Source organism: Myxococcus sp. CA056, assembly GCF_013336715.1.
Lineage (GTDB): Bacteria > Myxococcota > Myxococcia > Myxococcales > Myxococcaceae > Myxococcus > Myxococcus llanfairpwllgwyngyllgogerychwyrndrobwllllantysiliogogogochensis.
The window spans coordinates 502,282-526,185 of sequence record NZ_JABUMT010000002.1; the positions used below are offsets into that span (position 1 = coordinate 502,282).

At 66.7% G+C, this 23,904-nt stretch carries 14 protein-coding genes and 1 CRISPR repeat array; of the genes, 7 read left to right on the top strand and 7 right to left on the bottom strand.

Annotated elements, in window-relative coordinates:
- Positions 1 to 71 precede the first annotated feature (71 nt).
- From cas3 to cas2, 7 genes are read left to right on the top strand one after another with little or no spacing between them, the layout of a single operon-like run.
- On the top strand, positions 72 to 2,240 hold the full coding sequence (gene cas3, locus HUA76_RS09745) for a CRISPR-associated helicase Cas3' (RefSeq protein WP_254614120.1): 2,169 nt from the start codon (positions 72 to 74) through the stop codon (positions 2,238 to 2,240).
- 19 nt (positions 2,241 to 2,259) lie between these two features.
- On the top strand, positions 2,260 to 2,925 hold the full coding sequence (gene cas5c / locus HUA76_RS09750; RefSeq protein ID WP_174460679.1) for a type I-C CRISPR-associated protein Cas5c: 666 nt from the start codon (positions 2,260 to 2,262) through the stop codon (positions 2,923 to 2,925).
- Complete coding sequence (gene cas8c, locus HUA76_RS09755; RefSeq protein WP_174460680.1) at positions 2,922 to 4,667, top strand: type I-C CRISPR-associated protein Cas8c/Csd1; 1,746 nt, start codon at positions 2,922 to 2,924, stop codon at positions 4,665 to 4,667. The genes cas5c and cas8c overlap by 4 nt, the downstream gene beginning before the upstream one ends.
- Positions 4,668 to 4,706: 39 nt before the next feature.
- Positions 4,707 to 5,621 (top strand): type I-C CRISPR-associated protein Cas7/Csd2, encoded by a 915-nt coding sequence (cas7c, locus tag HUA76_RS09760; protein WP_174460681.1) that lies wholly within the window; start codon positions 4,707 to 4,709, stop codon positions 5,619 to 5,621.
- A complete protein-coding gene (gene cas4, locus HUA76_RS09765; protein ID WP_174460682.1) occupies positions 5,618 to 6,265 on the top strand; it encodes a CRISPR-associated protein Cas4 in 648 nt (215 codons plus the stop codon). The genes cas7c and cas4 overlap by 4 nt, the downstream gene beginning before the upstream one ends.
- A gap of 37 nt (positions 6,266 to 6,302) precedes the next feature.
- The gene (gene cas1c, locus HUA76_RS09770) at positions 6,303 to 7,331 is read left to right on the top strand and encodes a type I-C CRISPR-associated endonuclease Cas1c (protein ID WP_174460683.1); all 1,029 of its coding nucleotides are present in this window, start codon (positions 6,303 to 6,305) and stop codon (positions 7,329 to 7,331) included.
- Positions 7,332 to 7,631 (top strand): CRISPR-associated endonuclease Cas2, encoded by a 300-nt coding sequence (cas2, locus tag HUA76_RS09775; protein ID WP_174460684.1) that lies wholly within the window; start codon positions 7,332 to 7,334, stop codon positions 7,629 to 7,631.
- Positions 7,632 to 7,834: 203 nt separating this feature from the next.
- Positions 7,835 to 14,035: direct repeats of the CRISPR family, unit length 37 nt; unit sequence GTCGCTCCTCGTGACCGCGAGGAGCGTGGGTTGAAAC.
- Between the two features lie 777 nt (positions 14,036 to 14,812).
- Here cas2 and HUA76_RS09780 read toward each other — a convergent pair.
- The 7 genes from HUA76_RS09780 to HUA76_RS09810 all read right to left on the bottom strand — a co-directional run bounded on the left by HUA76_RS09780 (position 14,813) and on the right by HUA76_RS09810 (position 23,743).
- Positions 14,813 to 16,606 carry a trypsin-like serine protease gene (locus tag HUA76_RS09780; protein ID WP_174460685.1) on the bottom strand — a complete coding sequence of 598 codons (1,794 nt, stop codon included), beginning with the start codon at positions 16,604 to 16,606 and terminating at the stop codon, positions 14,813 to 14,815.
- A 171-nt stretch (positions 16,607 to 16,777) separates the two neighbouring features.
- Positions 16,778 to 17,464: a YqiA/YcfP family alpha/beta fold hydrolase gene (locus HUA76_RS09785; RefSeq protein WP_174460686.1), complete on the bottom strand. Its 687-nt coding sequence runs from the start codon at positions 17,462 to 17,464 to the stop codon at positions 16,778 to 16,780.
- A gap of 101 nt (positions 17,465 to 17,565) precedes the next feature.
- Positions 17,566 to 17,916, bottom strand: coding sequence for a calmodulin (locus HUA76_RS09790; protein ID WP_174453871.1), 351 nt, complete (start codon positions 17,914 to 17,916; stop codon positions 17,566 to 17,568).
- Between the two features lie 142 nt (positions 17,917 to 18,058).
- On the bottom strand, positions 18,059 to 19,336 hold the full coding sequence (locus tag HUA76_RS09795) for a reverse transcriptase family protein (RefSeq protein WP_174460687.1): 1,278 nt from the start codon (positions 19,334 to 19,336) through the stop codon (positions 18,059 to 18,061).
- A gap of 165 nt (positions 19,337 to 19,501) precedes the next feature.
- Positions 19,502 to 21,145 (bottom strand): SWIM zinc finger family protein, encoded by a 1,644-nt coding sequence (locus HUA76_RS09800; RefSeq protein ID WP_174460688.1) that lies wholly within the window; start codon positions 21,143 to 21,145, stop codon positions 19,502 to 19,504.
- On the bottom strand, positions 21,142 to 23,088 hold the full coding sequence (locus tag HUA76_RS09805; protein ID WP_174460689.1) for a gliding motility protein: 1,947 nt from the start codon (positions 23,086 to 23,088) through the stop codon (positions 21,142 to 21,144). The genes HUA76_RS09800 and HUA76_RS09805 overlap by 4 nt, the downstream gene beginning before the upstream one ends.
- A gap of 61 nt (positions 23,089 to 23,149) precedes the next feature.
- Positions 23,150 to 23,743 carry a porin family protein gene (locus HUA76_RS09810; RefSeq protein WP_141640460.1) on the bottom strand — a complete coding sequence of 198 codons (594 nt, stop codon included), beginning with the start codon at positions 23,741 to 23,743 and terminating at the stop codon, positions 23,150 to 23,152.
- Positions 23,744 to 23,904 lie beyond the last annotated feature (161 nt).

The following is a 23,904-nucleotide window of genomic DNA, read 5'->3' on the forward strand; positions in this document are numbered from 1 at the left end:
GGATGGCGATGGCAGAGAATGAACCGCCGCGCGTCATGACGGCAGAGCCGCTCGCTCATGTCACGGAGACGATGCGCCCGCATCTCCTGCGTGAGCACCTGGAGGCTGTCGGGAGTCTCGCCGAGGAGTTCGCGCCTCGCGAGGACATGAAGGTGCCAGCGCTCGCGACAGGGCGCTGGCATGACCTGGGTAAATACAGACGTCACTTCCAGTTCCGCATCCGGAAGGAGAATGGCTTCGAGGCGCACCTGGAGAATGTGGATGCGTCGACGGACCGAGACCATGCGACCGCCGGGGCGTTGTGGGCGCTGGGCGTGGACCGCGGTCTGCTTCCCGTGGCGATGGCCATCGCGGGACATCATGGGGGCCTGTCGGACCTGGAGAAGTTCAAGGAGCGCGTCGGACGTCCGGAGAAGAAGGCACTCCTCCAGGAGGCCCTGACTCCGGGCATCCCCGAGGACCTTCGAGTGCCTCCGGCGGGGCTGTCCATCGCGCCCCTGCTGAAGCTCCCGCCGCACCGGCTCGAGTTCTGGACGCGGATGCTCTTCTCGTCACTCTGTGATGCGGACTTCCTCGACACCGAGGCGTTCTTCGATGCCACCCGTGGCACGGAGCGGCGGGTCGGCGTGACGCTGGAGCAGCTCGCCACCTCGCTGCGCGCCTTCATGGACAAGAAGCAGAGTGGAGCGCCGGACACGGAGGTGAACCGCGTTCGTCGTGAGGTGCTCTCCGCCGTGCTCGCGACGGCGCCGAGTCCTCCGGGCGTCTTCAGCCTCACCGTGCCCACGGGCGGTGGGAAGACGCTCGCGTCCATGGCCTTCGCGCTGGAGCATGCCCGAGCCCACGGGCTCCGGCGCGTCATCGTCGCCATTCCCTATACGTCCATCATCGAGCAGAGCACCGCAGTGTACCGGGAGGCCTTCGGTGCGCACGGAAGCGCGGTCATCGAGCACCACTCCGCGGTGGATCCGTTGCGTGAGACGGCACACAACCGGGTGGCCAGCGAGAACTGGGATGCGCCGGTCGTCGTCACCACCACCGTGCAGCTCCTGGAGAGCCTCTTCGCGAACCGTCCGTCGGCGTGCCGCAAGCTGCACAACATCGCTCACAGCGTCATCGTGCTCGACGAGGCACAGACGCTTCCGCCGGCGCTCTTGACGACCATCCTGGATGGGCTGGGCACGCTGGTGGAGGACTACGGCTGCTCGGTGGTCATCTGCACGGCGACCCAGCCCGCGCTCGGTCGCCGGCCGGATTTTCCGATGGGGTTCCCCGCCGTTCGGGAGCTGGTGCCACCGGAGGTTCGCGCGTTCGAGCGCCTTCGCCGTGTGAAGGTCCAGTGGCCCAAGGGACGGGAGAAGACCTCCTATGCCGAGCTGGCCGAAGCCGTGGCGCGAGAGCGGGACGTGCTCGCGGTGGTCCACAGGCGTGACGACGCGCGCGGGCTCTATGAACAGGTGGAGGCCCTGCTGGGGAATCCTGGGACGACGTTGCACCTGTCCGCGCTGATGTGTCCGGAGCACCGCTCGTCGGTGCTCGCGCGAATCAAGGCACTCAAGCAACGCGGCGAGCCCGTGCGACTGGTGGCGACCCAGTTGGTGGAGGCGGGAGTGGACCTCGACTTCCGTGTCGTCTACCGGAGCATGGCGGGATTGGAGGCGCTCGCGCAGGCGGCGGGGCGGTGCAACCGCGAGGGCCTGTTGGAGGGGCTCGGGGAGCTGCGCGTCTTCGAGGCGGAGACGGAGCCTCCTCGTGGAGTTCTCCAGACCGCGCTGGGCGTCGCCAGGACGATGCTGACGCAGCGGCCGGACCTGGACCTGTTCGCGCCCGAGAGCTTCAAGCGCTACTTCGAGCGGCTCTACGCCACGGCGGTCAGTGACGGCAAGGGCATCCAGGACATGCGCAAGGCACTGCGCTTCGAGGCGGTCTCCGAGCACTTCAAGCTCGTGGAGGACACGTGGAGCGCTCCCGTCGTCGTGCCCTACGCGGGCTGCGAGCCGCTGCTCGACGCGCTTCGGAAACTGGGACCCTCGCGAGACCGCTTGCGGGCCTTGCAGCGCTTCACGGTCACGGTGCCGCGCAAGGTGCGCGAGGCGTGGGTGTCGCGCGAGCTGGCGCGGTTCGTCGCGGACACCGTTGTGTTTCTCGGGCCGGAGCATGGCCCCGCGTACGACGAGAAGTTCGGCCTGGTGCCGACCCGGGTGGGGATTCTCGACCCGGGAGTGCTCATCCCCGGTTGATGGACTTCTGGAGGTGTGGATGAAGACAGCAGCGAGCAGACGGTTCCGCGTGCGTGCCAGCGGGCCGATAGCGTGCTTCACGCGGCCGGAGATGAAGGCCGAGCGGGTCAGCTACGAGGTCATGACCCCCTCGGCGGCGAGAGGCGTGTTGGAGGCCATCCTCTGGAAGCCGGCGATTCGTTGGCACCTCCACGAAATCGCCGTCCTGAAGCCAGTGAAGTGGACGAGCTTTCGCCGCAACGAGGTGAACGACCGCGCGGTGGTGGGGAAGTTCGACTACGCGGCGGACGAGGACCGCTCGCAACGCAACACGGTGGCGCTGCGTGACGTGGACTACGTCATGACCGCGTCCTTCACCCTGGTGCCCGGCAAAACGGGCGCCGAGGACAACGTCCGCAAATTCGAGGAGATGTTCGAGCGGCGACTGGAGAAGGGACAGTTCTTCCACGCGCCGTACCTGGGGTGCCGCGAGTTCGATGCCCGAGTGTCGCCCGCGGGGGAGGACTTGAGTCCCTCGGAAGCGGGGCTGGGGCGCAGACCGTTGGGGCTCATGTTCTACGACTTCGCCTTCGGTGATGCGGGCGCGGCGACTCGGCCCCTGTTCTTCGACGCGTACCTGGACCACGGCGTGCTCCAGGTGCCGACGTGGGAGCAGGTGCTGGAACGCAATGGAGGTCCGTCATGATGCTCACTGCGCTCAACGACTTCGCTCGGGAGCGTGGGCTCCTCGATGACCCGCTCTATGAGACGAAGGCCGTGGACTTCCAGATTCGGCTGAGTCCGGAGGGGAAGTTCCTGGGGTTGGTGCCCACGCAGGATGAGCGCGGGAAGGGGCTGCCCGTGTTGATTCCGCGCATTCCCCAGCGCTCGGTGAACATCGCGGCGGGCTTCGTGGTGGACAACTCGAAGTACGTGCTCGGGCACGAGAAGGAGGAGGAGCCCTCCGCGCGCGCGGGAAAGGCGGGGAAGGGCGCGGTGCGCTTCGCGGCCTTCTTGAAGTTGCTGCGGGAGGCCGTGGCCCAGACTGACGTGCCCGAATTGCGCGCGGTGGAGGCGTTCCTCGCGAATGAGAAGGCGCGCGCGAAGGCGCTCGCGGAGCGGCCCGAAAACGAATGGACCGGGTCGGAGATGCTCGCCTTCGTCGTCGGGGATTCCGTCACACCCGTGCACCAACTCCCGGAGGTCCGTGCGTGGTGGGAGCGGCGAAGCGAGCAGGCGGCGGCGCTGGGGCGCACGGGACTGTGCCTGGTGAGTGGCAGGAACGCGGTGCTCGCGGAGACCCATCCCAAGCTCAAGTACATTCCCCAGACGCAGGGAGCAGGCGCTTCACTGGTGTCCTTCAATGCGGATGCCTTTGAGTCCCATGGGCTGGAGCAGGGGGAGAACGCCCCCATCTCCCAACAGGCGGCGCTGGGGTACGTGCTCGCCCTGAATGACCTGCTGCGCAGGTCGGAGGAGCGCCGTTATCGACAAGGCATCCAGCTCGGTGAGGACTCGGTGCTGGCGTTCTGGACGAACAGCAACGCGGAGCAGGAGAGCCTGCTGCTCAACTGGATGGACCCGACGGAAGAGGGCCTCCGACGCTTCCTCGAGGCTCCCTTGCGTGGACTGGAACCTGGGGACCTGGACGAACGGAACTTCTACTCCGTGACGCTCGCGGGAAACTCAGGCCGAGTCGCCGTGCGCGACTGGTTCCAGACGAGCGTCGGTGAGGTGAAGCGGAACATCCGTCGCTACTTCGATGACCTGCGCCTGGGCGAGGCGAAGCCGGACCAGCCCATCCCCGTGTGGCGACTGCTCAAGGCCGTGGAGGCGCCGTCGGGCAAGGGGCTGTCACCGGACCTCGCCACCCGGATGATGGGCGCCGCGCTCCGAGGACATCCGTTCCCGCGTCAGCTCCTCTCCGCATCCCTGGACCGGCTCCGGCTTCCCCCTGCTGACGGGAAGCTGGAGCGCGAGCAACTCCGTCTCCGTGTCGCGCTCATCAAGGCCACCCTCATTCGCAGTCATGCCTTTTCTCAGGAGGTCACCGTGTCATTGGACAAGAACAACCGGCTCCAGCCGTACGTCCTGGGCCGTCTCTTCGCCGTGCTGGAGCGCTTGCAGGCCGTGGCGCTGGGGAGCGACCTCAACTCCACCATTCGGGACCGCTACTTCGCCTCGGCGTCGCGCACGCCCGCGCTGGCCTTCTCCCGACTGCTGCCGCTCTCCATCCATCATGCCGCCAAGGCGGGTGACGAGGGCAGGTGGCTGGAGCGGACGAAGGCCGAGGTGATGGCCCTGGTGGAGCCCGACTTCCTGCCCAGCGTCTTCGACCTCAACGCGCAGGGCCTCTTCGCGGTGGGCTACTACCACCAGCGCGAGGCGTTTTTCTCCAAGCGCACGCCCTCCGAGCCCAAGCCTCCGAAGGAAGAGTCCGCCGACTGACCTCGCTTCCGCTTCCACCCATTCCAGAGAGAGAACGCCATGACCGAACTCAAGAACCGCCACGACTTCGTCCTGCTGTTCGACGTCCAGGACGGCAATCCCAATGGTGACCCCGACGCGGGCAACCTGCCGCGCATCGACCCGGAGACGGGCCACGGGCTGGTGACCGACGTGAGCCTCAAGCGCAAGGTGCGCAACTTCATCCAGCTCACCCAGGAGAAGAAGCCGGGGTTCGACATCTTCGTGAAGGAGAAGGCCATCCTGAACGTGTCCATCAACGACGCGTACAAGGGACTGGGCATCGACCTGAACGAGAAGCCCAAGGTGGAGAAGGACGGCAAGAAGCGCGACAACAAGGGAAAGGCCCAGGGCTCGGAAGTCGAGCAGGGGCGGGTTTGGATGTGCAAGACGTTCTTCGATGTCCGCACCTTCGGTGCCGTCATGTCCACGGGCGCCAACGCGGGACAGGTGCGCGGACCGGTGCAGCTCACCTTCGCGCGGTCCGTGAGCCCCATTGTCTCTCAGGAGCACTCCATCACGCGCATGGCCGTGGCCACGGAGGCCGAAGCGGAGAAACAGGGCGGAGACAACCGGACCATGGGGCGCAAGAACACCGTGCCCTACGGGCTCTATCGCGCGCACGGCTTCATCTCGCCGCACCTCGCGAGGCAGACCGGCTTCAACTCGACGGACCTGGAGCTGTTGTTCAAGTCCTTCGCGAACATGTTCGAATTGGACCGCAGCGCCGCGCGCGGACTGATGGCCATGCGCAAGGTCATCGTCTTCAAGCACGGCTCCGAGCTGGGCAATGCTCCCGCACATGCTCTGTTCGACCGCGTCCGGATTGCTCCTGTGCAGCCGGAGAAGCCCGCTCGGGCGTTCACGGACTACACCGTGACGGTGGACACGGCGAAGCTGCCCGAGGGCATCGAGGTGATGGACCTGGCGGGATGAGTGACACCCGTGAGACGTGGGTAGCGCTGTCCGCCCTGCAGCACCTGCTGTTCTGCGAACGGCAGGCCGCGCTCATCCATGTCGAACAACTGTGGCGGGAGGATGTGAACACCGCGTTGGGTCGGCTGCTCCATGAGCGGGTGGATCTTCCTGGCCATGACGCCCGGCCGGGCCGCCGCGTGGAGCGGGCGGTTCGGCTGGGCTGTTCACGGCTGCGCCTCACGGGCCGCGCGGACCTGGTCGAGTACCACCCGGACCCCGCCAGCCCCACCGGCTGGCGGCCGTACCCTGTGGAAGTGAAGCGTGGGCGGCGGAAGTCGCACGACGCGGACGCCGTGCAGCTCTGTGCCCAGGCGCTGTGTCTGGAGGAGATGCACGGCGTCGCTGTCCCCGAGGGCGCGCTCTTCTATGGCGCGCAGCACCGGCGACAGGCTGTCTCGTTCGATGTGCGACTTCGGGCTCGGACGGAGGAGGCCATCGCGCGGATGCACGAACTGTTGGAGCGGCGCGATGTGCCCGTGGTGCCGAAGGCGCCGAAGTGCGAGTCGTGCTCGCTGGAGCCGCTGTGCCTGCCGCACGTCACGGCGGGACAGCGGCGCGTTGCCGAGCACTTGCGGCGGATGGTGGAGTCCGTGGACCTCTGAAGAACGGGCCTTGGCGTGTCACTGGCGGAGGGCAGACATGACGACCGCGCTCAATACGCTGTTCATCACCGTGGAGGGCACCCGTCTGAACAAGGAGGGCGAGCGCGTGGTGGTGACGATTCAGGACGAGAAGAAGGCGGAGGTGCCTTTGCGGCATCTGCGCTCGGTGGTGTGTCTGGCCCGCGCGTGGATGACGCCGGAGCTCCTGGAGAGTTGCGTGGAGGCGGGGATTCACGTGTCGTTCTTCGGGATGACGGGACGGTTCCTGGCGCGAGTCGAGGGGATGCCTGGCGGCAACGTGCTCTTACGGCGCGCGCAGTTCCGTGTGGCGGATGACGGGGCTCGTACGCTGGCCATCGCTCGGGCGATGGTTGTGGGGAAGTTGGGGAATGCTCGTCAGTTCCTGCTGCATGCGCGTCGGGATGCGGCGGAGGAGCGGAAGGCGGCACTGGAGGAGGCAGCTCGTCGACTCTCCGGGCATCTTCGTGCGCTGGAGCGGACGGAGGACCTGGAGCAGGTGCGAGGGCTGGAGGGCATCGCGGCGCGGGACTACTTCGATGTGTTCCCGGACCTGCTGAAGGGGGACGCTCGGCGGTTCGTGTTCGATGGCCGAAACCGGCGGCCTCCGAGGGACCCGCTGAATGCGCTGTTGTCCTTTGGGTATGCCTTGCTGGCGCAGGATTGCGCGGGGGCGCTGGCGGGCGTGGGGTTGGACCCCGCGGTGGGGTTCCTCCATGAGGACCGGCCTGGGCGGCTGTCACTCGCGCTGGACTTGATGGAGGAACTCCGCGCGCCCGTGGTGGACCGGTTGGTCTTCTCCCTGGTGAACCGGGGACAGCTCAAGCCGGAGGACTTCAAGACGGAGGCGGCGGGAGCGGTGATGCTCAAGGACGACGCGCGCAAGACGTTCCTCGTGGCGTACCAGGGCGCGAAGCAGGCGGAGGTCCAGCATGTGTTCCTGGGGCAGCAGACGAGCTGGGGATTGGTTCCCCATCTGCAGGCATTGCTGCTGGCTCGGGCGCTCCGGGGCGAACTGGATGGCTATCCTCCGTTCGCGGTGCGCTGAGTGAGAAAGGTCACCGTGCTCGTGTGTTACGACGTCCGGGTCTCCGACGCGGATGGGCCACGGCGGCTCCGGCGGATTGCTCGGGCGTGCAAGGACCATGGCGTCCGGGTTCAGTATTCGGTCTTCGAGTGCGTGCTGGAGCCGAAGGACTGGGTGGTCCTGCGTGCACGGCTGCTCGCGGAGCTGGATGATGCGAGCGACAGCCTGCGGTTCTATTTCCTGAGCGAAGATGTCGCTCGGAAGACGGAGCATCATGGCGCGAGGATTCCACTGGATGTCGAGGGACCGCTCATCCTCTGAGTTGCTCGCGTGCCCTGAGTGGGGCGCGCGGACCTGTGCTGGTGTGGGCTCCGTCGGAGGTTCGCGTTCTTTGAAATCACCAATAGTCTTCAGAGGTTGCGCGGGCTGCGGAGCCGCCGACTCGGGCTGGGTGACTCGAGTGGAGCCAGGTTCGCGCGAAGCGGCTGGATTCCCTTGGAGTTCTGGTAGCTTGGGAGGGCAGAGTCGCTCCTCGTGACCGCGAGGAGCGTGGGTTGAAACCGGGATGCGAACCCACCCCATGTCATCCGTCGTGTCGCTCCTCGTGACCGCGAGGAGCGTGGGTTGAAACCGGCTGGGCGCCACGCCCACCCCCACCCCGCCCGCGGTCGCTCCTCGTGACCGCGAGGAGCGTGGGTTGAAACGACCTTGAGCCGGAGCGCACCAGCAAAATCCTGGTCGCTCCTCGTGACCGCGAGGAGCGTGGGTTGAAACGTCGGCAGCGTCGTCAAGGCGGAGTACGGCCTGGAGTCGCTCCTCGTGACCGCGAGGAGCGTGGGTTGAAACCTCCAGCGCGGCGTTCCACGCCATGTCAGCCGCGTCGCTCCTCGTGACCGCGAGGAGCGTGGGTTGAAACGGTGGGACGCAGTCCAACACGCGCTCCCTGTCGAGTCGCTCCTCGTGACCGCGAGGAGCGTGGGTTGAAACGGTACGCATACAACTGGGTTGCACAGGTGGCTAGTCGCTCCTCGTGACCGCGAGGAGCGTGGGTTGAAACTTGTTGTCCCCGGGGGTGACAATCCGGATGAACAGTCGCTCCTCGTGACCGCGAGGAGCGTGGGTTGAAACAGGCGGCGCGGCGTTTTGCTCGTGGGATGGTGAAGCCTGCTGCTGTCGCTCCTCGTGACCGCGAGGAGCGTGGGTTGAAACATGACCGTGGGCCGGCTGACTCCGCCGCCGGAGGTCGCTCCTCGTGACCGCGAGGAGCGTGGGTTGAAACAGCGCGTGCTCCGCCGCCTGCTCGAACGTCAGGGGTCGCTCCTCGTGACCGCGAGGAGCGTGGGTTGAAACAACCCGGGCATGCTCCTCGCCATCACCCTCGCGGAGTCGCTCCTCGTGACCGCGAGGAGCGTGGGTTGAAACAGATGGGGAATGTGCTTGTCCACCAGGGCATGTCGCTCCTCGTGACCGCGAGGAGCGTGGGTTGAAACCTCAGGCGTCCGCACGACGTGGACGGTGACGAGGGTCGCTCCTCGTGACCGCGAGGAGCGTGGGTTGAAACTTGACATCGCCACCCAAGGATAGTTGAGCGCCTTCGTCTCTCCTCGTGACCGCGAGGAGCGTGGGTTGAAACAACCGATTCCGCGACGTGCTTTTGAAGAGCTACGGTCGCTCCTCGTGACCGCGAGGAGCGTGGGTTGAAACACCACTACTTGGGGGCCGTGCTCGTGGAGCTGGGTCGCTCCTCGTGACCGCGAGGAGCGTGGGTTGAAACTCGTCTTCGGTCCGCAGTAATCAGGGCTCGCCAAGTCGCTCCTCGTGACCGCGAGGAGCGTGGGTTGAAACGACAGGGCACGCCGAGCGCGGCGGTGACGCACTTCCAGTCGCTCCTCGTGACCGCGAGGAGCGTGGGTTGAAACGACGTGCCCATGACCAGTAGGGACGTCGTGGTGCCGTCGCTCCTCGTGACCGCGAGGAGCGTGGGTTGAAACGTCGTCTCGACGTGCATCCGCACGTTGATGAGGTCGCTCCTCGTGACCGCGAGGAGCGTGGGTTGAAACTATTGTCCCCGGGCGTGACAATCCGGATGAACAGTCGCTCCTCGTGACCGCGAGGAGCGTGGGTTGAAACCGAGGGGGGCCTGGCGACCGTGCGGGCCTCAAGGTCGCTCCTCGTGACCGCGAGGAGCGTGGGTTGAAACGCGGCGCTACCTACACGAGAGGGACGGCAAGTGAGTCGCTCCTCGTGACCGCGAGGAGCGTGGGTTGAAACATCCCTCCGTCCGTCTCGTGCCTCCACTCTCCGTCGCTCCTCGTGACCGCGAGGAGCGTGGGTTGAAACCGCGCCTCGGCGTAGGACAGCACCGCCGTCTTGTCCGTCGCTCCTCGTGACCGCGAGGAGCGTGGGTTGAAACGCGTAGAGCGCCTCTTCCGGCGTCCGCACGACGTGGGTCGCTCCTCGTGACCGCGAGGAGCGTGGGTTGAAACCCGAGCGAACGGTGTCGATGACGTAGCCGGCGCGGTCGCTCCTCGTGACCGCGAGGAGCGTGGGTTGAAACAAGGCCGGCAGCATCGCAGGCGTCGTCCTGTGGCAGTCGCTCCTCGTGACCGCGAGGAGCGTGGGTTGAAACAGGAGGCGCCGAACGGCGGCGATGCCGTCCTTGACGGTCGCTCCTCGTGACCGCGAGGAGCGTGGGTTGAAACCAGCCAGGGAAGTTCGCATCGGTCCGGCAGAATGGTCGCTCCTCGTGACCGCGAGGAGCGTGGGTTGAAACGAGTAACACTTTTGGTAGTGCCCCGAAGCCCGGTCGCTCCTCGTGACCGCGAGGAGCGTGGGTTGAAACAGCCGGAGCAGGCGAGCGCAGTCGCGGTCGTTGTGAAGTCGCTCCTCGTGACCGCGAGGAGCGTGGGTTGAAACAGGAAGTACATCGTGTTGGTGCCGGCGAAGCCGGTCGCTCCTCGTGACCGCGAGGAGCGTGGGTTGAAACTCCGCTTGCTCGTTGCTGTGGCTCACGTGGGGGGTCGCTCCTCGTGACCGCGAGGAGCGTGGGTTGAAACAAAGCGAAGCTTCAGGGCAGGGCAGGGCAGGGCAGGGCAGGGCGTCGCTCCTCGTGACCGCGAGGAGCGTGGGTTGAAACACGATGATGGCGCACTTGTGCCGGTCGCCCAGCGTCGCTCCTCGTGACCGCGAGGAGCGTGGGTTGAAACATTGCTGGCGAGCGCAACGCGGCCAAAGCCATTCGTCGCTCCTCGTGACCGCGAGGAGCGTGGGTTGAAACGTGGTGCCAACAGACACGGGCTTTGGCGCTGTGTCGTCGCTCCTCGTGACCGCGAGGAGCGTGGGTTGAAACGAGAAGCCCACGCTCACCCAGGAGCAGACGGCAAGTCGCTCCTCGTGACCGCGAGGAGCGTGGGTTGAAACTGCGCGGCTGCCCACTCACGCGAGTTGCCGGCGTCGCTCCTCGTGACCGCGAGGAGCGTGGGTTGAAACCCTTGCCACCTTGTTGCGCTCTTCTCCGAGGGCGGTCGCTCCTCGTGACCGCGAGGAGCGTGGGTTGAAACCAACAGAGCCTGCCCCGGCTGCGGACGCTTGAGCGTCGCTCCTCGTGACCGCGAGGAGCGTGGGTTGAAACCTTCTGCGTCATGCGACTCTCCTTGGGTTGGTGGTCGCTCCTCGTGACCGCGAGGAGCGTGGGTTGAAACGGCGGTGGCCGGCGTCTCGTCCTTCGGCGGCAGTCGCTCCTCGTGACCGCGAGGAGCGTGGGTTGAAACTTGAGGTGGAGCCAGCAGGCACCACGAACCTCTTGTCGCTCCTCGTGACCGCGAGGAGCGTGGGTTGAAACTCCTGGGTGCTGTGCCAGCGACGGCGCGGACACGTCGCTCCTCGTGACCGCGAGGAGCGTGGGTTGAAACCGCATCACGGTTGAAGACCGCACGGGAACCATGTCGCTCCTCGTGACCGCGAGGCGCGTGGGTTGAAACCCGAGACCGCGCCGGTCGCCTCCCCCACCCCGCGTCGCTCCTCGTGACCGCGAGGAGCGTGGGTTGAAACCCGTCCGTGCTGTCCGAGGGCAACGCCATCCCGACGGTCGCTCCTCGTGACCGCGAGGAGCGTGGGTTGAAACCTACGAGGTGCCACATGACGTGTGAGACGAGCAGTCGCTCCTCGTGACCGCGAGGAGCGTGGGTTGAAACAACCGGTCCCAGTCGGCCTGAAAGCGGTCGCAGGTCGCTCCTCGTGACCGCGAGGAGCGTGGGTTGAAACCGCTCTGAGGTTGCCACGCCCGAGGAGGGCGCGAGGTCGCTCCTCGTGACCGCGAGGAGCGTGGGTTGAAACTGGTGAGGGGTGATTGTCACCCAGCCCGCAGCGGGTCGCTCCTCGTGACCGCGAGGAGCGTGGGTTGAAACGTGTCAACGGAGCCCTCGATAGGGCGGTAGATGAGTCGCTCCTCGTGACCGCGAGGAGCGTGGGTTGAAACACGCGGGGAGGTGTTGGTGTATGGGTCCGCGGAGGTCGCTCCTCGTGACCGCGAGGAGCGTGGGTTGAAACCTCGGCCATCGCCTGCAATGCCTCCCACGCGCAGTCGCTCCTCGTGACCGCGAGGAGCGTGGGTTGAAACCTGTCGGTGACGAGGCGGATGTAGGCGAGAAGTCGCTCCTCGTGACCGCGAGGAGCGTGGGTTGAAACTGGTACAGGCGTCCAGCACCACCACGCAGCGGCGTCGCTCCTCGTGACCGCGAGGAGCGTGGGTTGAAACTCCTGGCTGTCATTGCTGCCCTGATGTTTGGTGTCGCTCCTCGTGACCGCGAGGAGCGTGGGTTGAAACTGGATGTCGCAGCCCTTGAAGATGGCCTGCGCGGTCGCTCCTCGTGACCGCGAGGAGCGTGGGTTGAAACATGCAGAGGGGCTTCTCCCCCATGTGCTGCATCAGTCGCTCCTCGTGACCGCGAGGAACGTGGGTTGAAACCACTTGACACGGACGGGTCCGCCTCCAGCGGAGTCGCTCCTCGTGACCGCGAGGAGCGTGGGTTGAAACCGTTCCGCGCGTTGGGGGTCGCGGTTGTCGAGTGTCGCTCCTCGTGACCGCGAGGAGCGTGGGTTGAAACGGGAGCTGCTGGCACGCGCCGCCGATGCCGAGACGGTCGCTCCTCGTGACCGCGAGGAGCGTGGGTTGAAACGGGGCGACGGGGAAGCTTGAGCGCGTGGAGCAGCGTCGCTCCTCGTGACCGCGAGGAGCGTGGGTTGAAACCGGTATGTCGCGTCCGGCCTCCGGGCCGGGCGTCGCTCCTCGTGACCGCGAGGAGCGTGGGTTGAAACGTCGGGGAGCCGTAGGCGTAGGCCCGCTCATCGTCGCTCCTCGTGACCGCGAGGAGCGTGGGTTGAAACCGTGTCCTTGCTCAAACGTCTTGCCTCCAGTGTGGTCGCTCCTCGTGACCGCGAGGAGCGTGGGTTGAAACTCGTCCAAGGTCCGATCCATCAGGGCCAGCTACGGGTCGCTCCTCGAGACCGCGAGGAGCGTGGGTTGAAACGTCGACGTCTCGGACGCGCTCAACCCACCGTCCGGTCGCTCCTCGTGACCGCGAGGAGCGTGGGTTGAAACAACACGGACGGGTTCCTGTACTGGTCGGCCTCGGTCGCTCCTCGTGACCGCGAGGAGCATGGGTTGAAACGACTGGCTACATGCGGAGCCGCCGCAGCTCGTGGGCGCTCCTCGTGACCGCGAGGAGCGTGGGTTGAAACCCGAAGCCGCGTAGTCGCTCCACTTGTGCGGGAAGTCGCTCCCCGTGACCGCGAGGAGCGTGGGTTGAAACGCGAGGCTCGCGAGGTCGAGGAGTTCGTTGCCGGTCGCTCCTCGTGACCGCGAGGAGCGTGGGTTGAAGGGCGTTGTTTCCCTTCGCGTCCAGGACGAAGAGGTCGCTCCTCGTGACGGCGAGGAGCGTGGGTTGAAACTGGGGCTCGCGCTACATCCGCTCCGGCCGTCTGGTCGCTCCTCGTGACCGCGAGGAGCGTGGGTTGAAATCAGGCGTCGTTCCGCGTCGTCGGCGACGGGCAAGGTCGTCGCTCCTCGTGACCGCGAGGAGCGTGGGTTGAAACATCGTTGAGTCGGCTGATCGCTCGGGCGGGCGTCGTGTCGCTCCTCGTGACTGCGAGGAGCGTGGGTTGAAACACGTCAGAGGGTGTCGTGGATGCCATGATCGAGTCGCTCCTCGTGACCGCGAGGAGCGTGGGTTGAAACTCCTTGAGTCGCAGCGGGAAGATGTCGATGCCGAGTCGCTCCTCGTGACCGAGAGGAGCGTGGGTTGAAACTCCGATGGAAAGAGCAGAGTCCGACGAAGTTCGGTCGCTCCGCGTGACCGCGAGGAGCGTGGGTTGAAACGCCGGTGTGAAGAGGTGCTCGGCATCCCGGGGTGTCGCTCCTCGTGACCGCGAGGAGCGTGGGTTGAAACCTCTTGGCCATTGCGTCCCGGCCACGCACGTCCGTCGTTCCTCGTGGCCGCGAGGAGCGTGGGTTGAAACTCCGAAATTTGGCGGTGCTGGGCTGACTGCTGGTCGCTCCTCGTGGCCGCGAGGAGCGTGGGTTGAAACACATCGCCGAGAGCACGGGCCTATGCCGTGCCGTCGCTCCTCGTGACGGTGAGGAGCGTGGGTTAAAACCAGAAGTAGTAGTCGACCGTCGACTTCGGGCCTTGTCGCTCCTCGTGACCGCGAGGAGCGTGGGTTGAAACTCCGCGAGGTAGCGGCCGAAGCCCTCGCACACCGTCGCTCCTCGCATGGGTTGAAACGGTCTGGTCTCGCTGGAAGGACGGCGTGACGGTCGCTCCTCGTGACGGCGAGGAGCGTGGGTTGAAACCTCATCCCCACGGGGATGACCCCGAACGGGACGAGCCGCTCCTGGTGACCGAAGGGAGCGTGGGTTGCAACGAGGTGCCACCAGAGCGGGACGGTGACACTCAACTCGTTGCTCCTCGTGACCGCGAGGAGCGTGGGTTGAAACGTCGAGAAGGTCATCGCCGCGCTCAACGCGCGGGTCACTCCTCGTGACCTCAAGGAGCGTGGGTTGAAACACCGTGGCGAACGGCGCGTCGTCCGGATGCTCCAACTCGTGGTGTCGGTCCGCGTACCCTTCAGTCAGCACCTTCATCGTGTATGTCCCATGGGGCAAGGATTCGAAGACGAAGCGACCTTGCTCATCCACGAGGGCCCGCACTTCGCCCGGCCCCGCCGGGCTGACCTTGTCCACGGCGCCTGGATGGGCTGGCCCTCCTTGTTCCTCGCCGTGCCGTTGAACGGGCCGAGGGAGTGGAACTCGATGTGGACCCCGGTCTCCGGGAACGCTTCTTCCAGCGTCACACTCGCGCTGCCTCGTTTGCGCGAGGTGCTCGCCGCTCACCCGGGGCCATGCCCTTGCCTCAGGAGTCCGTCCGCCTCCGCCCTCATCCTCCCGAGGGTTCGAGAGGTGGCCGGACTCCCGTGGCCTGCTCCGGTTGGAATCGTCCCGCTGGTCAGAGATTGGCGGCGAGCATATCGAGCAGCGCGCGGACCTCGAGCTGTGCCGTGCAGTCGACAAGCCAGTCATTGCTATCCGCCGTGGGGCCGCATCCATCGACGTGCGTGCTCAGCGTGCCGAGATGATGGAGTGCCTTGTCAAACTCGCCTCGCTGCGCGAACCGCTCGACCTGGGCGAGGTGAGCGGCCATCGAGTTCCGATGGCCTGGTGCCTTGAATGCCGAATCAGGGAGGGCGGTGATCGCCGCTTCAATCCACTCGGTGTCCCTCCCGTCAATCACCCCGTCCCCATCCGTGTCCGCATTCAGCGGATCGAGTGCGTGCGTGACCTCAAAACCGTCTCCAAGCAAATCGTTATCCGAGTCGGAGTCGAGCGGGTCCGTCCCGTAGGTCAGGACCTCCTGGCCATCGGTCAACCCGTCATCGTCCGAGTCGGAGTCGAGCGGATTCGTCCCGTAGGTCAGGACCTCCGGGCCATCGGTCAAGCCGTCATTGTCCGAGTCGGAGTCGAGCGGATTCGTCCCGTGGGTCCGGATCTCCTGGCTGTCGGTCAACCCGTCATCGTCCGAATCAGCGTCGAGCGGATTCGTTCCGTAGGTCAGAACCTCCTGGCCGTCGGTCAACCCGTCATCGTCCGAGTCGGCGTCGAGCGGATTCGTCCCGTGGGTCAGGACCTCCAGGCCATCGGTCAACCCGTCGCCGTCCGTGTCTGGCAGTAGGGGATTGGTGAGATGGGTCTGGACCTCAGCCGCGTCCCCGAGCCCGTCACCGTCGGTATCCGCGTTGCCTGGCGCGGTTCCTCTCAGGATCTCTTCGCTGTCGAGGAGACCATCGCCATCACTGTCTTCGCACGCGTCACCAACCTGATTGCCATTCCAGTCCTCCTGACCGGGATTCGGCGTGCGGTCACAGTTGTCGTGAGCCGCTTGAATGCCATCCTGATCCTGGTCACCTGCTCTGAGCATGAAGAAGTCGCGTGCGGTATTTTCGCCGCCGACCCAGAGCACGGGCCCCACGACATCGTCGCTACCGTCTCCTCCCGAACCCCGGTTCGTGGCGAAGACCTCATTGGTTCCACCCCAGAAAATGGGTGACCCTGAGTCTCCTTGGCAGCTCGACGAGTCGTCGTAGTCATACTCTCCGTAGAGCATGCCGCCATTGGCGGGGCAGTGACCATTACCGAGACCCGACTCCAGGAATAGCTGTGTGGCTCCTCTGTCGAGAGTCGCAGGGGTCGCGTCCTCGTCATGACACTCGTCCTCGCCGGTGAGGCCAGTTCCGACCATCATCACACATCGATCCGCTCCATCACATTCTGGCTCATCCGCTGTCGCGGCCTTGATGGCGAGCGGCCTCATGACGTTGCGAGGAACCGCGTTGGCCGGGTCGAAGACCAGCACGACGATATCCGCGCCCCAGCAGCAATCATCTTCATTGGTGGGACAGGCGTCGCCCTCTGGATGAATGAAACCCCCGGTGGAGCGGCCCAGGTTCTTCAGAGCGTTGAACTGGGGATCTGAGGAGTTTCGTTGCGATGTGTCGTAGGTCCACCCGATGAAATCTTTGGCGTTCGCGAGACAATGCGCACTCGTCGTCAGCGTATTGCTGGATGACAACCACGCCGTGCAGCGCCCTCCTGCCCCAGTGATTCGGAGGACCTGCGGGTGGGCGCCTGCATCGTCTGCCCAGTCATCCCCGTCGCGATAGATGTCGCTCTCGCTTCCTCTGTCATTCTCCTTCAGCGTTGACTGCTCACCGCCACACGAAGCCAGGGAAGCCGCAATCGCCACGAATAGAGGTCTGTGCATGGTAAGGGCGCAGTAGACTGCGCGGGCTCGCACGCTGACACTCGAAAGGCCAGATTTGTCAGACAGTCATCGTAGGGTACTCAGTCCCACATGTGTGGCCTGGGCAGCCGCGCTTCAATCCTGCGCCAAGCCTACCCAAAGCCAGTCACTGCGTCACGCCCCCCACGGCCGCAGGAACTCCTCCGACTCCGCGAGGATGCGGGGCAGGGACGCGGTCAGTTCGTGGCCGTCCTCCACCTCCACCATCCGCACATGCCTCCGTCCCTCCGCCCACTGGCGCGAGTAACGGATGTCACAGGTGTCGTCCGCCTTCCCGTGAATCAACAGCGTTGGCACCCGCACGTCCGGCCAACCTCCCGTGCGCGCGTCCACCGCCTCCGCATCCTCGATGAACCCCGAGTGGATGCGCACCTTGCGCTTCTCCGCGAAGTCGTCCGTCTCAATCCAACCCGACGTCTTCCAGTGTCCCCACGCCGCCTCACCCATCCGCTTCCGCAACTGCGGAACCACATGGAACGCCGGCGCCAGCAACACCAGCCCACACACCCGCGCATCCTCCGCGGCGATTCTCGCCGCCGTCAGGCCTCCCAGGCTGGAGCCGAACAGCACCGCCCGGTCCTCCTTCTCCCCCAGCGCCGCTCGCACCGTCTCCAACATCGCGCTCAACCGGAGCTGCTCCATCGAGGGCACTCGCAGGTTCAGCCTCGCGACGTGGTGGCCTCGCGCCTCGAAGTGCCTCGCCACGGCCACTCCCTTGGTCGAGTCAGGCCCCGACGCGAACCCATGCAGATACAGCCAGCGCGGCGCCACCAGCCCCGGGACAGACGGAAGGTCACTCATGACCACCCACTGTACCGTCAGGCCCGCCTCCTCTCGGGGCCTCACCCTCGGATCGCGTTAGCCGCGCTCAACCGAGGCATGAGGCCCGTCGAGGCCGCTCGCTACTTCACTTCGCGCGTGAGCCTGGAGTCCCACGGGCACCAGTGGCTGCCCGGCAGGAAGGCACCTCCCGCTTCGTCCAGGTGGTCCTCCACGTACACCATGTTCGCGTCGCAGACCTCGATGGCCATCGCGAAGAACCGGATGGTCGTCGGGTCCAGATGGAACGAGAACTTCGGATTGTACGGCTGCGTCCTCTTGATGATTCGCCCATGCACGTGGACTTCGTTCTGCTCCTCGCCGGAGAGAATCTTCCGTGCATGGTTGATCGTCTGGTCGTCCGTCAGCTCGATGATGAACTCGGTCCCAGGTGAGCTCGGCTGCGTGAATGCGAAGCGGGTGGCAGTCGCCATGGCGCAACTCCTGTGAGGGTGGGGCGCCCGATGTAAAGGGTCACCTCCTCAACCCACAAACCGCCCGCGCGCCCCGCAGTGGAAAACCCCTCAGTTCCAGGTGCGGGGTTGCGAAACCACACACCTCAATCCGTCCAGCGACTCACCCACCCCGCGGCTTGCGTCGCCTCGCGAGGCGAGCCGCCTGCTCGGGATTCAACATCCCCACATACGCCAACATCCCATCGATGCGCGCACGGCGCTTCGCGTCCCCACCGTCCCGGTCCTCCTGGTGAATCATCGCGCGCAGCTTGCGCCGCTCCTCCCGCGACAGACCGAGCCCCTCGTTCACCGTGACGCCCGTGACTCGCTGACGCCCGCCCCGACGCATCACGCGCGTCTTCTCGCGGTTCACCTCGAAGCCCTCTTCCGTCACGTACCTCGCGGCCAGCGCCCGCACCTTCTCCAGCGCCCCCAGGTCATCCCCCGAGAACGTCAGGTCATCCGCATAACGCGTGTATGTGTACCCATACCTGCGCGACAGGCCCGCCAGCCTCCGGTCCAACCGCGTCAGCACCGCGTTGCACAGCCCCGGACTTGTCGGCGCACCCTGCACGCAGACTCGCGGCCCCACCGGCACGTGGAACACCGTCCCTTCCACCTCCACCGGTTGACGCTCCGCCTCCGTCATCAACACCGCCAGCGTCGCCGCCACCGGATAGCCATACCCGAAGGCCAACAACAACCCTCGCACCCGGTTCACCGTCACCGACGGAAAGAAGTCCTTCAGGTCCAGCTTCAACACCACCCGCTTGCCCACGTGTGGCGCCGCTCCCGTCTTGATGGAGCGCCCCGTCACGAAGCCGTGCGCCTGAGCACTCACCGGCAGCTTCGACACCAGCACCGCCAGCAACCTTCGCTGCAGCGCCTTGAGCCTCCGCTTCGGCGCATGCAACAGCCGCACGCCCCCCGAACGCTTCGGCACCGAGAACGTCACGTAGTGCGACACGCGCTCCCGCGCCCGGTGTGTCGAGTAGTGCCGCAACTGCCCCACGGAGATACGCAGCGCCGTGGCCACGTCCTCCTCCGTGCGCCACACCGGCAACCCGTACCGCGCGAGCTGCGCCTCGTCCGGCAGCAAATCGCGCACGTTCCGGTTCCGCGTCCGGAACGCCGTGGAGAAGAAGCGCCGCGCCTCTGTCGCCGCGAAGAGCCGCTTGCGCTTCCGCGTGTAGACGCGCTTGCCCTTGGGCAACAGCCGCGCGTCCCGCAGAATCTGTCGCAGGTGCCCGGGCTTCAGCGGCCCCGACGTGGCCACCGTCTCGCGTACCACGTCCGCCGGACGGCCTCGCGCATCTCGCTCGGACGCATCCAGCCGCGCGACGTCGCGTGTCACCGGCTTGGGGGAGAACAGCCCCTTGAACCAATCGAGCCAGCTCATGGTGCTCCGGGAGGGGCCAGGGGACGACCTGCGAGGCGCTGGACCCGGGGTTCCCTGCGTTCCGTACGCTGGGACCCTGGAGAAGAGAAGGAGACAGAACACCGCCGCAGCGAAACACCACGGCACCGACGGCTCATCCGCGAGCCCGGGCCCTTCCCGAGAGCATCACCGGTTATCGTCATCGCCGCCGTCCTCGTCAAGCGCCTCGGTGTCGTCCGCCTCGTCCGTGTCGGCGTCCTCGTTCCTGGGTCGCCGCGCCGCCGCTCCCGCCGCGCTCACCGCGAGCGCCTCGGCCGAGGACGGCACCGAGCTCGCCAGCTCCTTGCGCCGCGCCTTCGCCAGCCGCAGCAACGCCAGCAGGTGCGCGCACGGCCCCTGATTCATCAGGTGCTCGCGGAAGTACTCACAGCCGCACTTGCCGAAGAGGAGCCGGTCCTCGTCGTTCAACACCAGCTCCACGTCCTGCTGCGGGCCCGCGTGCCCGTGCACCACCCAGTCGCGGTGGACCACCTCGCGCACCACCGCGCCCTCGGGCGTCGGCAGCTTGCGCACCTTGCGTGTCTCGCGCGTCGTCTCCGACGTCACCTTCACCGCGTCCGCCGCCTCCAGGCGCTCGGCTTCCTCGCGCCGCACATCCGGTGGATACAGCCGGCCCAGGTTCACGGGCGTGGCGAACAGCTCGCGGTGCCGCCAGTGCCGCGCCTCCACGTCGAACACCGCCCGCCCCGCCGCGCACTGTGTCGCCAACGCCTCCGCCGCTTGCGCCTTGCTCACGCCCAGCGCCCGCGCGACCTCGTCCGTGGAGGCGTGCACGCGCTCACGCAACAACCCGAGCACCCGCTCCGTCAGCTCGCTGTCCTGCCCCGGCTCCAGCAGCAGGTCCATCCCCGCCGTGCCCGTCCACCGGTTCTCCGTCCACCCCGACAGCCCGAGCACGAAGCGAACCCCCGGCCCCAGGTGCACCCCGTAGAAGTGCGGCAGTGCCCGGCCCTTCAGGTAGATGTCCACCTTGTCCGCGTACGGCAGCAATGGCTCCAGCAGCCGCAGCCTCCGCCGACCCCACGTGCGCACCGTGCGCGGCTCCGTGGAGCCATGCGTCGCGCCACGCAACGGCACTTCGTGCTCCCACGGCTCCAGCACCAGCTTCGCGTCCTGACCCGGAGTGAGCACGTAGCGCAGCGCCCGGGGAGACATCTTCGCCTTGGTGAAGGTGAGGTAGCGCACCGCCGATAGCAGGTCCACCGGCCTCACCGTCAGCTTCGTGCCCGGCATCGCCATGCCGCCCTGGAGCTGGAGGAAGCCTCGCACCCACGCGTCTGGCACCTCCACCTTCTGTTCGAAGCGTCCTCCCGCGCCCTGCGTGCGGACCTCGAAGCCCTCCGCACCCACGCGCAGGTGTGTCTCCCGGCTGGAGCGCATCTCCGCCAGCGCCGCCCACAGCCACGCGGTGAAGTCCACGTTGGTGGTGCCGCAGCGCACCTCGCCCTCGGGCGCGAAGCAGCTCCGGTCCACGATGACCATTCCGTACGAACTCTGGTCCTGGCTGAACGCCTCGAAGAAGACGCGGTCCGGGTGCACGGTGATGATGGGGTCCATCAATCCCCCCATCCACTCCGAGCTCCACTCGTCCGATTGCCAGATGAGCTGCCCGAGCGCCTGGAGCGCCAGCCGTATCGGCAGCACGTCCTTCGCCACCTTCGCGTGGAAGCGCACCGGCCGATGCTGGTCTACCGACAAGCCCAGCAGCGCGCGCTCCCGCGTGGACTCGAAGACCGACGGCGTCGCGTAGAGGAGGTCGACCACCGTCATGACAGGGCCTCCTTCGTGGACGCGGAGAAGACTCGCGGAGTCTCCGACGGGCCTCGCAGCTCCGGCCAGCGCGTGAGCACCTTCGCCAGCAGCTCCACCAGGGCCTCCTTCGGATAGCGCTTGTCCGGCAGCGCGAAGGTGTCTCGCATCCGGGGCAGCAACATCCTCGCGGCCTCCACGTCATGCAACGCCGCGTTGGCCAGCGCGTCGAAGGCCGCGTGCCGCGTGCGCCGGTGCAGGGGCCTCAGCAGCGTGGCCTGGAGCAGGTCCAGGTTGAGCATCGCCAGTGCCCTCGCGCGCGGCGAGTCCCGCCCCAGGAGCCGGAACGCGAGCGCCTGCACGTGAATCTGCGGCGCCTCCAGCAGGTCCCTCACCGCCAGCGGGTCCGCCAGGTAGAAGTCATCCGAGCGCTGGAAGAACAGCCTCGTGAGCCGGTTCCGCATCAGCAGCCGGTCGAAGTCCCAGATGGAGAACGCGGGCACGGCGCCCAGGGCGTTGGCGGCTCGACGCGCGAACACGCCGCCTTCCTTCGGCAACTTCTCGTAGTGCTCGGCCAGCGCGTCCAGCACCCGCGTCCACTCCTTCTGGCGCTTGTCCGCGCCATGTTCGGGCACGAACTGCGTGGCGGCGCGGCTCGCGATGAAGTCCAGCAGCTCCTCATCGCGCTGCTCCAACGCGCGCGCCACCAGCTCCGGGTATGCCGCATGCCAGCCGGAGGCGACGTGCATCCGGAAGGGGCCGCGCATCAGCTCCGGGAAGCGCTCGTACATCGCCACCGCCGTCGCGTCCTTCAGCGGCAACACCCTCGCGAAGCCCAGGCCGGGCAGGTTCCATTCGGCGCCTGCCCCCGCCACCTGGAGGAGCCGCCGCCGCGCCACGGGCTCGTCCCGGTCCGCGTCCTTCACCAGCTTGCGCACCTCGGTGTCGAACGTCTCCTCCGTCGAGGAGGTGCGCAGCGCCGCCGCCCACACGTCCTCCCAGCCGCGCACCCGACACAGCTCGAGCAACTCCGGCAGGGCCTTCGCGTTCTTCACCCCATGGATGCTCGTCCTGCCGGCCCACCTCGGGAACACCGAGCGCAGGTTCTCCAGGACATAGGGCACCACGTCGCGCCCGCGCTTCTCCACCAGCTCCACGAAGACGTGGGCCGCCATGGTGGGCGCGAACTCCGGATGGTGCTCGCCCAGCTCTCGCACCAGCGCGTCCGGCGCCTTCACCGACTCCGTGAGTGCCATGACGTCCCGACGCCACGTCTCCTCGGACACCAGCCGGCGATACACCGTCCAGGCCTGCTCCGTGTCGCCCCTGGCGAAGAGGCGCTCCCGATAGGTACCCCACATCGGAAGCGGCTTCTTCGACAGGGACCAGGTGTTCTGCGTGAAGGGCAGGTGTTGACGGATGAAGGGCCGCGCCGCCTCCGGGTCCACCGCGTCCAATTCGAGCGCCGTCGCTTCATCCAGCCGGAGGAGAGGTTGCTCCACCTTGCTCAACTCGAGGTGCCGCGCGCCGCGCGTCTTCGCGCCCCGGAAGCGTCGCGTGACGTCCTCGCGCCACACCGCCTCCTGCAACTTTCCCAGGCCCTGAAGCTTCCAGCCGTACAGCTTGCGGAACACGGCCACGTCGTCGGCGCGGTCCGCGTCCGACAGCCACGTCTCCAGCGCGGCGGCGTACTCACTCTTCCACGGGTCGAACAACTTCCCGCTCGCCGTGACGTTGACCGGCACCAGCCAGGAGAGGATGAGCGGACGGAAGAGGACGCGGTCCCTCACATGCAGCGCCGGTCCCCACAGCCAGGGGAAGCTCTGGAAGCGGGGCCGCCGGGCCAGCGACTCCAGCTCCGCGCGAAGCTCCAGGTCCGACTGTCTTCGCGCGAGGGCGCTCCGGATGGCGGCTTCCATCTCCCGCGCCTCGCGTCTTGCCCGCTGCTCCCAGCTCTCGCTCACGCCTGGTTTTCTACACCGGCCGAGTCGGGCCGCGCACCAGGACAGTTCGCCCGGCGGTGCCTCAGAAGCGCAGCACCGGGCCCACAATCACCGACTGAATCAGCTTGGCGCACTCGTCCACCGAGTCCCGCGAGAGCTTCACGTCACAGAACTGGAAGGCCGTGGCGGCGGAGATGCCCCAGTGCTCGCTGAACCAGCCATCCACGCCCAGGCGGAAGGCCATGCTCGTGGTGTCCACGTTCTCTCGCAGGAAGTTGCCCATCGCGTCCGGGGTGAAGGTGCTGCCCCAGCTCTTCGACAGCCTCGCGCCCACCCAGGGGGTGATGGGCTTGTCCCGGAAGAAGCGCAGCCGCGCCTCGATTCCCACCGCCTTGTAATCCAGTTGCGTGCGCTCCAGCCGGTTGTCCCTCGCCGCGTCGCGCAGCTCCGTGCCCCACGTCTCAGAGACTTCGGCCAGCAGCCCCAGGGACAGCCCCGGCGGGGACTCCACGCCCAGGTAGGCATGCAGCGCGGGTCCCTTCGCGCTGAAGTCACTCAAATGGTCCAGGGAGATTCCCGCGCCCAGCGAGGCATGACCATTCCAACCGTCCGCCACCGCCTGGGTGCCCACGCCCAGCACGCCCACCAGCGCCACCCACTTCGACACCTTTTTCATGGAGGCCAGTCTATGTCCGACTCGCGCCCGGAGCATGAAGTGGGACTCCGTGTCATGAAGCCAACCGCCCTCCGTCACGGGAGGGACGCCCCGCTCCCGCGCCCACCCCGGCCTTCACCGTCGACGAGCAGGCGTCCCGGTACCGCGAGGCCGGTGGACGT